The organism is Nitrosospira sp. NRS527 (assembly GCF_018406445.1).
In the GTDB taxonomy this organism is placed as follows: Bacteria; Pseudomonadota; Gammaproteobacteria; order Burkholderiales; family Nitrosomonadaceae; genus Nitrosospira; species Nitrosospira briensis.
On the sequence record NZ_AP024515.1, the window covers coordinates 1,182,457 to 1,195,648 of the forward strand.

Annotated in this window: 15 protein-coding genes and 1 tRNA gene; all 16 read left to right on the top strand. The window is 52.6% G+C overall.

From position 1 onward, the window contains the following. The first annotated feature begins 35 nt into the window (after positions 1 to 35). The 16 genes from pstA to nuoK all read left to right on the top strand — a co-directional run bounded on the left by pstA (position 36) and on the right by nuoK (position 13,137). On the top strand, positions 36 to 962 hold the full coding sequence (gene pstA, locus KJS40_RS05275; RefSeq protein WP_213539343.1) for a phosphate ABC transporter permease PstA: 927 nt from the start codon (positions 36 to 38) through the stop codon (positions 960 to 962). Beyond that, on the top strand, positions 956 to 1,765 hold the full coding sequence (pstB, locus tag KJS40_RS05280) for a phosphate ABC transporter ATP-binding protein PstB (RefSeq protein ID WP_025042030.1): 810 nt from the start codon (positions 956 to 958) through the stop codon (positions 1,763 to 1,765). The genes pstA and pstB overlap by 7 nt, the downstream gene beginning before the upstream one ends. 232 nt (positions 1,766 to 1,997) lie before the next feature. After that, positions 1,998 to 2,753, top strand: coding sequence for a triose-phosphate isomerase (gene tpiA, locus KJS40_RS05285; RefSeq protein WP_213539725.1), 756 nt, complete (start codon positions 1,998 to 2,000; stop codon positions 2,751 to 2,753). A gap of 18 nt (positions 2,754 to 2,771) precedes the next feature. Continuing rightward, positions 2,772 to 3,125 (top strand): preprotein translocase subunit SecG, encoded by a 354-nt coding sequence (gene secG, locus KJS40_RS05290; RefSeq protein ID WP_213539344.1) that lies wholly within the window; start codon positions 2,772 to 2,774, stop codon positions 3,123 to 3,125. Positions 3,126 to 3,206: 81 nt separating this feature from the next. Then, positions 3,207 to 3,291, top strand: a tRNA-Leu gene (locus KJS40_RS05295). Between the two features lie 74 nt (positions 3,292 to 3,365). Further along, positions 3,366 to 3,722 (top strand): NADH-quinone oxidoreductase subunit A, encoded by a 357-nt coding sequence (locus KJS40_RS05300; RefSeq protein WP_025042027.1) that lies wholly within the window; start codon positions 3,366 to 3,368, stop codon positions 3,720 to 3,722. Next, positions 3,723 to 4,205, top strand: coding sequence for an NADH-quinone oxidoreductase subunit B family protein (locus KJS40_RS05305; protein WP_348529549.1), 483 nt, complete (start codon positions 3,723 to 3,725; stop codon positions 4,203 to 4,205). A 7-nt stretch (positions 4,206 to 4,212) separates the two neighbouring features. After that, the gene (locus KJS40_RS05310; protein ID WP_213539345.1) at positions 4,213 to 4,830 is read left to right on the top strand and encodes an NADH-quinone oxidoreductase subunit C; all 618 of its coding nucleotides are present in this window, start codon (positions 4,213 to 4,215) and stop codon (positions 4,828 to 4,830) included. A 3-nt stretch (positions 4,831 to 4,833) separates the two neighbouring features. After that, entirely contained in the window at positions 4,834 to 6,087 is a 1,254-nt protein-coding gene (locus KJS40_RS05315) for an NADH-quinone oxidoreductase subunit D (RefSeq protein WP_025042024.1), read from the top strand. A 28-nt stretch (positions 6,088 to 6,115) separates the two neighbouring features. Then, positions 6,116 to 6,592 carry an NADH-quinone oxidoreductase subunit NuoE gene (gene nuoE / locus KJS40_RS05320; protein ID WP_213539346.1) on the top strand — a complete coding sequence of 159 codons (477 nt, stop codon included), beginning with the start codon at positions 6,116 to 6,118 and terminating at the stop codon, positions 6,590 to 6,592. Next, complete coding sequence (gene nuoF, locus KJS40_RS05325) at positions 6,589 to 7,866, top strand: NADH-quinone oxidoreductase subunit NuoF (RefSeq protein ID WP_213539347.1); 1,278 nt, start codon at positions 6,589 to 6,591, stop codon at positions 7,864 to 7,866. The genes nuoE and nuoF overlap by 4 nt, the downstream gene beginning before the upstream one ends. A gap of 82 nt (positions 7,867 to 7,948) precedes the next feature. Further along, positions 7,949 to 10,384, top strand: coding sequence for an NADH-quinone oxidoreductase subunit NuoG (gene nuoG / locus KJS40_RS05330; RefSeq protein ID WP_213539348.1), 2,436 nt, complete (start codon positions 7,949 to 7,951; stop codon positions 10,382 to 10,384). Between the two features lie 22 nt (positions 10,385 to 10,406). Then, positions 10,407 to 11,507 carry an NADH-quinone oxidoreductase subunit NuoH gene (gene nuoH / locus KJS40_RS05335; RefSeq protein ID WP_213539349.1) on the top strand — a complete coding sequence of 367 codons (1,101 nt, stop codon included), beginning with the start codon at positions 10,407 to 10,409 and terminating at the stop codon, positions 11,505 to 11,507. A gap of 14 nt (positions 11,508 to 11,521) precedes the next feature. Further along, positions 11,522 to 12,010 (top strand): NADH-quinone oxidoreductase subunit NuoI, encoded by a 489-nt coding sequence (nuoI, locus tag KJS40_RS05340; protein ID WP_025042019.1) that lies wholly within the window; start codon positions 11,522 to 11,524, stop codon positions 12,008 to 12,010. A gap of 165 nt (positions 12,011 to 12,175) precedes the next feature. Next, entirely contained in the window at positions 12,176 to 12,781 is a 606-nt protein-coding gene (locus KJS40_RS05345) for an NADH-quinone oxidoreductase subunit J (protein ID WP_025042017.1), read from the top strand. A 50-nt stretch (positions 12,782 to 12,831) separates the two neighbouring features. Beyond that, complete coding sequence (gene nuoK / locus KJS40_RS05350) at positions 12,832 to 13,137, top strand: NADH-quinone oxidoreductase subunit NuoK (protein ID WP_025042016.1); 306 nt, start codon at positions 12,832 to 12,834, stop codon at positions 13,135 to 13,137. Positions 13,138 to 13,192: the final 55 nt, after the last annotated feature.

Sequence of the window (13,192 nt, forward strand, 5' to 3'; positions counted from 1 at the left end):
GATGAGCATGCTTCGTTCTTTCCTGGAATCCCTGGATGAGAGACGATAAAGATCTGAGCGAGATCCGCACGATCATTGCACGCCATAAGCTGTGGGATTTGATTTTCATGATTGTCGGTGTGTTGGCACTGATGATTGCGGTACTTACATTCATGGCGTTATTCGCTCATATGCTTATTGAGGGAATGCCGCGTTTGTCATGGGATTTTTTTACTTCTTTCCCATCCCGCCGCCCCGGGTCGGCGGGTATACTTTCCGCCTGGGTCGGCACCATTCTGGTCATGCTGGTGACTGCGATGGCGGCCGTGCCGATGGGTATCGGCGCTGGAATTTATCTGGAAGAGTATGCGTCCAAAAACATTATTACCGAGATCATCGAAATCAACGTTACCAACCTCGCCGGCGTTCCGTCCATTATTTACGGGCTGCTGGCATTAAGTCTGTTTGTACATCAATTCGGGTTTGGCCAAAGCATTCTTTCAGCTGGCCTCGCGTTGGCGTTATTGATCTTGCCGGTAGTCATCGTGGCGACGCGGGAGGCCATACGCGCTATTCCACTGGTCATCCGGGAGGGCGCTTATGCTCTCGGGGCGACCAAATGGCAGACTGTGTCTGATCATCTGCTTCCTTATTCCGCCGCCGGTATTTTAACTGGCGTTATTATCGGTCTGGCTCGTGCAATTGGGGAAACCGCGCCGATCATCACTATTGGGGCGCTGACTTTTATCGCGTTTTTACCGCCATCTCCCATTAAAGATGAATTCCCTTTTCTGTCTTTCGATTGGCTGATGGCCCCGTTCACGGTGATGCCCATCCAGATGTTCAATTGGGTCTCCCGGCCTGAAGAAGAGTTTCAGGCCAATGCGGCAGCCGCGGGGCTGGTACTGGTGGTGATGACCCTTGCCATGAATGCGATAGCCATCTATCTGCGCTATCGTATGCGTAAGAACCTAAAATGGTAGAAAATTCAGCGGTCGAGCATCTTGGATTGGATGCCGCGCCTGTTCGGTACAAGTCTGAAGTCAGAAACCTGAGTTTTTATTATGGCGCATTCTCCGCGCTTAAAAACATTAACATGGTGCTGCATGAAAAACAGGTAACCGCATTGATCGGCCCATCGGGATGCGGTAAATCCACCTTTCTGCGCTGTTTCAACCGTATGCACGATCTCTACCCCGGCAATCGTTATGTGGGCGATATTATTCTGCATCCGGACAACGTCAATATTCTTTCACGTAGTGTGGATCCGATTGAAGTACGGATGCGCATCAGCATGGTATTTCAGAAACCCAATCCGTTTCCCAAATCCATCTACGAGAATGTTGCGTATGGCTTGCGCGTGCGAGGTGTCCGGCAGCGTGCCATACTGGACGAGAAGGTTGAAGAAGCGTTGCGCGGCGCCGCGCTTTGGGGCGAAGTAAAAGATCGTTTGAATCAACTTGCCTACAATCTTTCGGGCGGCCAGCAGCAACGCTTGTGTATTGCCCGGGCACTTGCAACCGATCCCGAAATCCTGCTATTCGACGAGCCCACTTCTGCACTTGACCCAATTGCCACAGCCAACATAGAAGAGCTCATTGCCGATCTGAAGGATAAGGTTACGATCCTTATCGTAACGCACAATATGCAGCAGGCGGCACGCGTATCGGATTACACCGCTTATATGTATTTGGGCGAGCTTATCGAGTTCGACGTTACTGACACGATTTTCATCAAACCAAAAAACAAGCAGACGGAAGATTACATTACAGGACGTTTCGGATAGATCGGGAATGGGTCTATCAGTCGCTTTTGCCGTATGACCGATAACTGCGGCCTCGCGCACCTATGAACAACCGCCATGGTGCGCCCTCATTTTATTCTTTCTGCCTCTCCGTGCCGTTTTCGCAAATTTCTTGCTTTTGTACCCTGTGATATTGTTCGCCTCGTGATTGACCCCGTATGCATTCACGGGTAACATTCGCAGCTTTCCAGTTCAAAGGCGGGTTCCTATGGCTATGCGTTCAATATTGGTTGTGGGTAACTGGAAAATGCATGGTGGGACGGTGCAGAACCGGGATTTGCTGAACGCGGTGATTGCTGGAACAGAAGGGATGAACGGGACCAGTTTGGCCGTGTGTGTGCCTTATCCTTATCTGTCGCAGGCACAATCGATGTTGCAGGCTACGCATGTTCGCTGGGGCGCCCAGAATGTGAGCCAATATGACAAGGGCGCTTACACAGGTGAAGTTTCAGCGGCTATGCTGATGGATTTTGGCTGCCGCTACGTAATCGTGGGTCACTCGGAACGGCGAGCCTTGTATGGTGAGGATAACCATACCGTGGCACTCAAGTTTCGGGCGGCTCAGTCGGTTGGCTTGACACCCGTTTTATGCGTTGGCGAAACCCTAGATCAGCGTGAAGCTGCCATTACCGAGCAAGTCGTGGCGGAGCAACTGGATGCAATAATCGAATTGGTGGGTATTGATGCGCTTGCCAAGTCGGTACTGGCTTATGAGCCGGTATGGGCCATCGGTACAGGTAAAACGGCTACGCCGGCGCAGGCCCAGGAAGTACATGCGTTTATTCGCGGTAGAATTGCCGCCAATAATTCCGAAGTGGCCGTTGGTCTACAGATTCTTTATGGCGGTAGCGCAAAGGCGAATAATGCCGCTGAGCTATTCGCCATGCCCGACATCGATGGTGGGTTGATCGGCGGCGCATCGCTTGTTGCCGACGAATTCATCGCCATCTGCGACGCGGCAAAAAATTAACTCATTTTGGAGTAGGTTTTGGAAACAATCATCTGGATACTGCACCTCTTGTCGGCTGTCAGCGTAATCGTGCTGGTTCTGCTGCAACACGGTAAGGGTGCCGATATGGGTGCTGCGTTTGGCAGCGGCTCATCAGGAAGTTTGTTTGGCGCCAGCGGTTCAGCAAATTTTCTCAGCAGGACAACCGGCGTGTTGGCAGCGGTTTTTTTTATTACCAGCCTCGGGCTTACCTATCTTTCCAGCCACAAGACCGAAACGGGTGGAGTCATGGATAAAGCGATCCCGGCTCAATCAGTCAAGCCAGCGGAGGAGGCTCCGGTAAAGTCTTTGGATGAAGGGGTACCATCCAAAGCGATCGAAATCCCGGAATAATTTTAATGATGAGCTAATTGAACAATTGGCTGAAATTGGGTTCTAATCAGGTTAGGCTTTAGATTAGAACTCAAGCAGGCTGCCGACGTGGTGAAATTGGTAGACACGCCGTCTTGAGGGGGCGGTGGCGAAAGCTGTGCGAGTTCGAGTCTCGCCGTCGGCACCATCTGATGTAATAAGGCTGAGAATCAGGTCAGGCATATGAAGGCTACCTGTTTCGGTCCTAACTTTTGATTACACATGCTTGAAAATTACTTTCCCATTCTGCTATTTATTCTGATTGGCCTTGTTGTCGGCATTCTGGCGATGACGCTTGGCTGGTTATTTGCACCCAATCGTCCGGACAGCGAGAAACTGTCTCCCTATGAATGTGGCTTCGAAGCCTTTGAAGATGCACGCATGAAATTCGACGTGCGTTATTATCTCGTGGCCATCCTGTTCATCCTGTTCGATCTGGAGATCGCATTCCTGTTTCCATGGGCGGTGGTATTGAATGAGATTGGTCTATTCGGCTTTATCGCAATGATGGTTTTTCTCGGCATTCTTGTTGTTGGCTTTATTTACGAATGGAACAAAGGTGCGTTGGAGTGGGATTAGATGATGAGCGCTAACAACGGTGCGATGGAAAAGGGTTTTGTTACCACAAGCCTGGATTCGGTTATCAATTGGGGACGTACCGGATCGATGTGGCCGATGACTTTCGGCCTTGCATGCTGTGCGGTGGAAATGATGCAGGCCGGGGCCTCACGTTACGATCTTGACCGGTTCGGTATCGTATTCCGCCCAAGCCCCCGTCAATCGGACGTAATGATCGTTGCGGGCACGTTGTGCAATAAAATGGCGCCCGCGCTGCGTAAAGTGTACGACCAGATGGCGGAACCACGCTGGGTAATCTCCATGGGTTCCTGCGCCAACGGCGGTGGTTATTATCATTACTCCTACTCCGTCGTTCGCGGTTGCGACCGGATTGTGCCGGTCGATATTTATGTTCCCGGTTGCCCACCGACAGCGGAAGCTCTGCTCTACGGCATTATTCAGTTGCAGAATAAGATACACCGCACCAATACCATCGCGCGCTGAGTCATATATGTCGTCCTCTCGTTTGGAAACGCTCTCTTTTCGCCTTAAGGATGTGTTGGCCGATAAACTTGTCAGCGCCAGCGAGCGATTAGGCGAGCTCACCATTTCGGTGCGTCAAGCGGATTTGTTGTGGACGATGGAAACGCTGCGCGATCATCCCGAGCTGGATTTTGAAATGCTCATTGATCTATGTGGCATGGATTATTCAACCTATGGTGCGGAATTTGGCTCCACAAGCGACCGAATGAATAAACGGTTTGCTGCCATCTATCACTTGCTTTCCATCAGGCATAACCACAGATTGAGGATCAGGATATTCGCCGATGACGATGAATTTCCGGTATTGGATTCGGTAATAAATATATGGCCATCGGTAAACTGGTTTGAGCGTGAGGCATTCGATCTGTACGGCATCGTTTTCACGGGTCATCCGGATTTGCGGCGTATTCTCACCGACTACGGTTTTATCGGCAGTCCGTTTCGCAAGGATTTTCCCCTGAGCGGAAATGTCGAGATGCGTTACGATCCCGACCAGCAACGCGTGATCTATCAGCCCGTCAGCATAGAGCCGCGCCAGATAGTCCCGCGAGTCATCCGCGAAGAGCATTACGGAGAGAGCGAGTGAAGCATGGCTGAGATACGTAACTACACCATGAACTTCGGCCCCCAGCACCCTGCGGCGCATGGCGTGCTGCGCCTGGTGCTGGAGCTGGACGGCGAAGTCGTTCAACGGGCGGATCCGCACATCGGGCTTCTTCATCGCGCGACCGAAAAGCTGGCTGAGTACAAGACTTATATTCAATCGGTGCCGTATATGGATCGGCTGGATTACGTCTCCATGATGTGCAATGAACACGCCTATGTAATGGCTATCGAGAAACTGCTTCAGCTCGAGGTGCCCGTGCGTGCGCAATATATTCGCGTGATGTTTGATGAAATTACCCGAATACTCAACCATCTTTTATGGCTGGGCGCCCATGCGCTGGACGTGGGTGCGATGACGGTGTTTCTCTATGCTTTCCGCGACCGGGAAGACCTGATGGATTGTTACGAGGCAGTTTCGGGGGCCAGACTGCACGCGGCTTATTACCGTCCCGGTGGCGTCTATCGAGATCTTCCGGAATCCATGGCGCAGTACAAGGCATCGAAAATCCATGACGAAAAAAGCACCAGGGTGCTCAATGAAAATCGTAGCGGTTCGTTGCTGGATTTTATCGAAGACTTTACCAATCGGTTTCCTACCTATGTGGATGAGTATGAAACTTTGCTTACCGACAACCGGATCTGGAAACAGCGACTCGTTGGAATTGGTGTAGTCTCGCCGGAGCGTGCCAAAGCGTTGGGCTTTACCGGTCCGATGCTGCGGGGTTCCGGTGTGGAATGGGATTTGCGGAAAAAACAGCCGTATGAAGTTTATGACCGCATGGATTTTGACATACCGGTAGGGGTCAACGGCGATTGCTATGATCGCTACCTGGTCAGAATCGAGGAATTCCGCCAGTCCAACCGCATCATCAAGCAATGTGTCGATTGGCTGCGCAAGAACCCGGGCCCGGTAATAACCGATAACCATAAGGTTGCGCCGCCCGCCCGCGTTGAAATGAAACAGAATATGGAAGAATTGATCCATCATTTCAAGCTTTTTACCGAGGGCTTCCACGTGCCGCCGGGCGAAACCTACGCGGCGATTGAACATCCTAAAGGCGAATTCGGTATTTATCTGGTTTCGGATGGCGCCAATATGCCTTATCGCCTGAAAATCCGCGCACCCGGCTTTGCCCATCTTGCAGCGCTGGATGAAATGGCGCGCGAGCATATGATCGCCGACGTTGTAGCCATCATCGGGACGCAGGACATTGTGTTTGGTGAAATAGACAGATGACATCACAGACAGTTAAACAGTTATCAAGATGTTAAGCGCCGAGTCCATAAAAAAAATCGACCACGAGCTTACCAAGTATCCCCCCGATCAAAAACAATCGGCGGTGATGTCGGCGCTTGCCATCGCCCAGGATGAGAAAGGGTGGCTTGCTACTGAAACGATGGATTTTGTCGCCCGTTATCTTGGAATGCCGCCGATTGCGGTATATGAAGTGGCGACGTTTTACAACATGTACAATTTGCAGCCGCTGGGAAAATGCAAGATCACCATTTGCACGAATCTTCCTTGCGCTCTGTCCGGTGCCAATGAAGCGGTAGCGCATATCCAGAAAAAACTGGGCATTGGTTTCAATGAAACGAGTATCGACGGAAAATTCACGCTGAAAGAAGGCGAATGTATGGGGGCGTGCGGGGATGCGCCCGTACTGCTGGTCAATAACAAACGCATGTGCAGTTTCATGTCCGACGATATGATCGATCAATTGCTGGAGGAGTTGAGCAAATGACCCAGACTACGCAGATACTGCTGGCCGGGGTGAATCCATCCGATCCTGACAACTGGCGGCTCCGGAGCTATGAGCAGCGCGAGGGTTATGCCGCGCTGAGAAAAATTCTGAACGAAAAGATACCGCCTGAAAAAGTCATCGAGGAAGTCAAGAAATCGGCCTTGCGCGGCCGCGGCGGTGCGGGTTTTCCGACCGGATTGAAATGGAGCTTCATGCCCAAGCAGTACGAGGGCGACAAGTACCTGGTGTGCAATTCGGATGAAGGTGAACCGGGCACCTTCAAGGACCGCGACATCATGCGTCACAACCCGCACATCCTGATCGAAGGCATGATGATCGGTGCCTATGCGATGGGCATCAAGACCGGTTACAACTATATCCATGGCGAAATATGGGACACCTACGAGCGCATGGAAGAGGCGGTGGATGAAGCGCGAGAGGCAGGATTGCTGGGGAATAATATTCTCGGTTCCGATTTCAGTTTCCAGTTATATAACCATCATGGTTACGGCGCCTATATCTGCGGCGAGGAAACGGCGCTGCTGGAGTCTTTGGAGGGCAAGAAAGGCCAGCCGCGCTTCAAGCCGCCATTTCCCGCAAGCTTCGGCCTCTATGGCAAGCCCACCACCATCAACAACACCGAGACATTTGCCTCGGTGCCCTGGATCATTCGCAACGGGGGTGAAAAGTTTTTACAGCTGGGTAAGCCCAACAACGGCGGCACCAAGATTTTCTCCGTTTCCGGCCATGTCAACAAGCCGGGCAATTACGAGGTGCCTATGGGTACGCCATTCGCAACATTGCTGGAGATGGCGGGCGGCATGCGGGGCGGGCGGAAGCTGAAGGGTTGTATTCCCGGTGGCTCATCCATGCCGGTGTTGCCGGGCGATATCATGATGCAGACGGACATGGATTATGACTCCATTGCCAAGGCAGGGTCCATGCTGGGCTCGGGTGCGGTCATCATTATGGATGACACGACCTGCATGGTGAAGGCGCTGGAGCGGCTGTCATACTTCTATTTTGAAGAATCCTGCGGCCAATGCACACCTTGCCGGGAAGGCACTGGCTGGCTCTATCGTGTTGTGCATCGTATCGAAACCGGCAAAGGGCGGATGGAGGATCTCGATCTGCTCAATAATGTTGCCGATAATATCCAGGGACGCACCATTTGCGCATTGGGTGATGCCGCTGCCATGCCGGTGCGAGCCATGATTCAGCATTTTCGCGACGAGTTTGCCTACCATATCGAGCACAAGAAATGTCTGGTATAGCACGGTTGGGGAATGGCATGGATGAAGGCGATGAGCTCATCTTTCTGCGTCTACTCGTTAAGCCGAGCGGAGTATTTATCCCATGATCAATTTCGAAATCGACGGTAAACCGGTATCCGTACCCAAGAATGGCACCGTCATGGACGGCGCCAATCAGCTGGGTATATACATTCCTCATTTCTGCTACCACAAGAAGCTTTCCATTGCCGCCAATTGCCGCATGTGCCTGGTGCAAGTGGAGAAAGCGCCCAAGCCCTTGCCCGCCTGTGCGACCCCTGCGATGGAAGGCATGAAGGTTTCAACCCACTCCGGACAGGCGGTGACAGCGCAAAAAGGCGTGATGGAGTTCCTGCTCATCAATCATCCGCTGGATTGTCCCATTTGCGACCAGGGCGGTGAATGCCAATTGCAAGACCTAGCGGTGGGCTATGGCGCGAGTTCGTCACGCTACACGGAGGCCAAGCGGGTAGTGGCGAATAAAAATCTGGGTCCGCTGATTTCCACCGATATGACCCGCTGTATCCATTGCACCCGTTGCGTACGCTTCGGTCAGGAAATTGCAGGCATCATGGAGTTGGGCATGGCCGGCCGCGGCGAACACGCCGAGATCCTGTCGTTTGTGGGAAGCACGGTGGACTCGGAGTTGTCGGGCAACATGATCGATCTTTGCCCGGTAGGGGCACTGGTCAGTAAGCCATTCCGCTATTCAGCACGCACCTGGGAGTTATCCCGCAGGAAATCCGTGAGTCCGCACTGCGGCCTCGGCTCCAACCTGGTGATCCAGGTGAAACAGAACCGTGTGATGCGGGTATTGCCGCGCGAAAATGAGGCAATCAACGAGTGTTGGCTATCGGATAAAGATCGTTTCTCCTACGAGGGATTAAACTCGGAAGAGCGTCTACGCAAACCAATGATAAGGCGTGGCGACCATTGGCAGGAATGCGACTGGCAAACCGCGCTTGAATTCGCGGCCAATGGGTTGAAAGCTGTAAAAGAAAAATATGGAGCGCAGAGTATCGGTGCGCTGGGCTCTCCTCACAGCACGCTGGAGGAACTCTACCTGCTTCAGAAGTTGGCTAGAAGACTGGGCAGCGGGAATGTGGATCACCGTCTGCGCCAATCCGACTTTCGTGCGGATCGTTCGCAGGGGATTCCCTGGCTCGGGATGAGCATCGCGGAAGTTTCCCAGCTGAAGTCAGCGCTTATTATTGGCAGCACCCTGCGTAAGGATCACCCGTTGCTCGCGCAGCGTTTGCGCCAGTCGGTAAAGCAGGGCGCGCAATTGAACTTGATCAATCCGGTGGACGATGATCTATTTACCAGCATAGCGAATCGCGCTATCGTCGCGCCCGCTGCAATGGCGGCGATGCTGGCGCAGGTCCTGAAAGCCGCCGCCGAGTCGACCGGAGAGAAAATTCCTGCCGAGGTAGAAAATGCGCTGGCGGCAATCAGCGTCAGCGATACCGCGCGTGCGATGGCTACAAGCCTCATCAATAACAAGCCCGCGGCAATATTCCTCGGCAACTTGGCTCAACATCATCCGCAATATACGGATATTCATACGCTGGCACAGCATCTCGCGCAAATTACCGACGCGCGATTCGGTGTATTAGGCGAGGCCGCCAACAGTGTCGGCGCTTATATTGCCGGCGCAATTCCGGCCAGTGATGCGCCGGCAGGGTCCGTTGGCACTCAATCGGGAATGGGAAACCTGAATGCTTCGCAAATGCTGGGGATGAGCGTTGGCGGTCCTGCAGCCATCAAGGCCGAACCGTGCCGGGCTTATATCCTGATGAACCTGGAACCGGAGCTGGATAGCTACGACCCTCGGCAAGCCGTGAAAACGCTGGAAGCAGCGGAGCTGGTTGTGATGATAACCGCATACAAAAGCCATGCCATCCTTCAGGGGAAGTATGCCGATGTATTGCTTCCCGGCGCGCCGTTCACTGAAACGTCGGGTACGTTCATCAATATCGAGGGCCGGGTGCAAAGCTTTAATGGCGTTGTGGCGCCGCTCGGGGAAACGCGTCCAGCCTGGAAGATCTTGCGGGTGTTGGGCAATATGCTGGAGGTCGATGGTTTTGATTATGAAACGCCCGAGCAAGTGCGTGCGGAGATCCTGCTTGGCTCAAGCGACGTCAGCGCTTGTTTGGATAATCATCTGAAGAGTTTTTCCCTGAATGACATTGAGTCGTCAGGCGAATCGACCGGCAGCGGAATACAGCGTATCGGAGAGGTACCGATATACCAGGCTGATCCCATCGTGCGGCGTGCCGAGTCGCTGCAGCGCACGCGCGACGCAGCCGCACCGGTGGCATGGATGCCGGGTGATCTCATGGGCAGGCTTGGCATACAGGACGGAGACAATATCAGACTGAGACAGGGAGAAGGCGAGCTCGATCTGCCTGCAGCCCGGGACGATAAATTGCCTGCCAATTGCGTGCGTTTAGCTTCCGCTCATCCTCTGACTGCAGCGTTAGGCGGCATGTTCGGCGAAATCGCGGTGGAAAAATTGTGATGGAAGAAATCAGGGTAATTTGATGGAATACGCACAACAATTATTCGGGAATTTTTTCGGTCCGGAGTGGGGCCCAGCCTTGTACGTCGTGGCGAAGGACGTGCTGTTGATTTTCGCCATCGTGCTGCCATTGATGCTCGCCGTCGCTTACCTTACTTTCGCCGAGCGCAAGATTATCGCCTTCATGCAGATGCGTGTTGGCCCCAACCGGGTGACATTCTTTGGCATTCCCTGGCTGGGCGGCTGGGCACAGCCCATTGCTGACGCGGTTAAGGCGGTGATGAAAGAAATCATCATTCCCAGCGGTGCAAACAAGGTTCTGTTTGTGCTCGCGCCGGTGTTGACATTCGCGCCTGCATTGGCAGCCTGGGCGGTAGTGCCATTTTCTCCGGAAGTGGTGTTGGCGGACATCAATGCAGGGTTGCTTTATATTTTGGCCATGACTTCCATGGGCGTTTATGGAGTTATCATTGCGGGTTGGGCATCCAACTCCAAATATGCGTTCCTCGGCGCGATGCGCTCCGCGGCGCAGGTAGTATCGTATGAGCTGGCAATGGGTTTTGCATTGGTCTGTGTGCTGATGATGTCGCAGAGCCTGAATCTCGGGGACATCGTCATGGGTCAGCAGGGTGGCAGTTTACTTAATTGGTACTTCATTCCCTTGTTTCCCATGTTTCTGGTGTATTTTATTTCCGGTGTCGCGGAAACCAATCGTGCACCTTTCGATGTGGCCGAGGGTGAGTCTGAAATTGTAGCCGGGTTCCATGTCGAGTATTCCGGCATGGCTTTCACGGTATTTTTTCTGGCGGAATACTCCAATATGATTCTGGTGGCCACCCTTGCCACTATCATATTTTTGGGTGGCTGGCTGCCGCCGGTCAATATTGCGCCATTTACGCTGATTCCCGGCTTCATATGGCTCCTATTGAAAATAGGATCTTTATTGTTTTGTTTTCTCTGGTTCCGCGCCACGTTTCCTCGCTACCGCTATGATCAGATTATGCGCCTGGGCTGGAAAGTGTTCATTCCGATCACACTTGTCTGGATACTGGTGATAGGTTTGGTGATGCAATTTCCGCCGTCGATCCGGAATGCGTTTCCCCTTAATTTGTGGTTCCACTGAGAGAGGAGAAAGCCATGAATCGTATCAAGGATTTTTTCCGTACCTTCCTGTTGTTCGAACTGCTCAAGGGGATGATGCTGACCGGGAGATACATGTTCGCGCGTAAAATCACCGTGCACTTCCCGGAGGAGAAAACACCCCAGTCTCCCAGGTTCAGGGGTTTGCATGCGCTCAGGCGATATCCAAACGGTGAAGAGCGTTGTATCGCCTGCAAACTATGTGAGGCGGTGTGTCCGGCACTGGCGATTACGATAGAATCCGAGCAGCGCGATGACGGCACGCGCCGAACCACGCGGTACGACATAGACCTGACGAAATGCATATTTTGCGGTTTCTGCGAGGAATCCTGTCCCGTGGATTCCATTGTCGAGACCCGTATCCTGGAGTACCACGGAGAGAAACGCGGAGATTTGATTTATACCAAGCAGATGCTCCTGGCGGTTGGGGACCGGTATGAGGAGCAGATAGCGAAGGATAGGGCAGCGGATGCGGGCTACCGGTAAATCTCGTGGTGACATGCACGGGGCCATTTTTATAAGCCATGTTTTGGAGATGCGGATTGTCCGCTTCATTTCACACCCCTCGTTGGAAAAAATGAAAATGAGGGGCATCGTCTCGTTAACCTGCGCGAGTTCGCTCTATAGCTTCGAATTGACAGAAATGCCCATATGAGTTTTCCGGATATAATTTTTTATTTTTTTTCGGTGGTACTGGTGGCATCCGCCCTCGGCGTCATTACCGCGCGCAACCCTGTACATTCCGCATTGCTATTGGTGCTGGCTTTTTTTACTTCCGCGGGGTTGTGGTTGTTGCTGGAGGCGGAGTTTCTCGCCATTACGCTGGTATTGGTGTATGTCGGTGCAGTCATGGTGCTGTTCCTGTTTGTCGTGATGATGCTGGATATCAATCTTGATTACCTGCGCGAAGGATTCTGGAAATGGTTTCCGTTTGGGGCGTTCCTCGCATTGGTGATGGCGATCGAGATGGCCGCAGTATTGATGGGCAAGCAGTTTGGTGCCGATCAAATGCCGGCTCCACCGGCGCGCGCGGCGGATTACAGTAATACCAAAGAGCTGGGGCGCTTGATTTACACGGAATACGTTTATGCGTTCGAACTGGCGGCTGTCATTCTGCTGGTGGCGATAGTGGCCGCTATCGCACTGACGCTGAGGCAGCGTACCGGCACCAAATCGATGGATGTGGCAAAGCAGGTAGCGGTGAAGCGCGAAGACCGGATCCGTATGGTATCGATGCCATCCGAAAAGAAAGAATAAAATTAATTTACATGGTTGTGTTTTGACGTTGTCCTGAAAGGGGGCGCAGTTTGGTTTCGTTATCCCATTACCTGGTTCTCGGTGCGATCCTGTTTGCCATCAGCATTGTCGGTATTTTCCTCAACAGGAAAAATGTAATCATCCTGTTGATGGCGATCGAACTGATGCTGCTGGCTGTAAACATGAACTTTGTCGCATTCTCGTATTATCTACAGGACACGGCAGGGCAGATTTTCGTGTTTTTCATCCTTACGGTGGCCGCGGCAGAATCCGCCATTGGCCTGGCGATTCTGGTGGTGCTGTTCCGTAGTCTGCACACCATCAATGTGGACGACCTGGACAAACTTAAAGGTTAATTTTGCGAGTGGGAAACCGGTTCAGGTGTTTGGTGATTCAAAAAATAAAAACTGA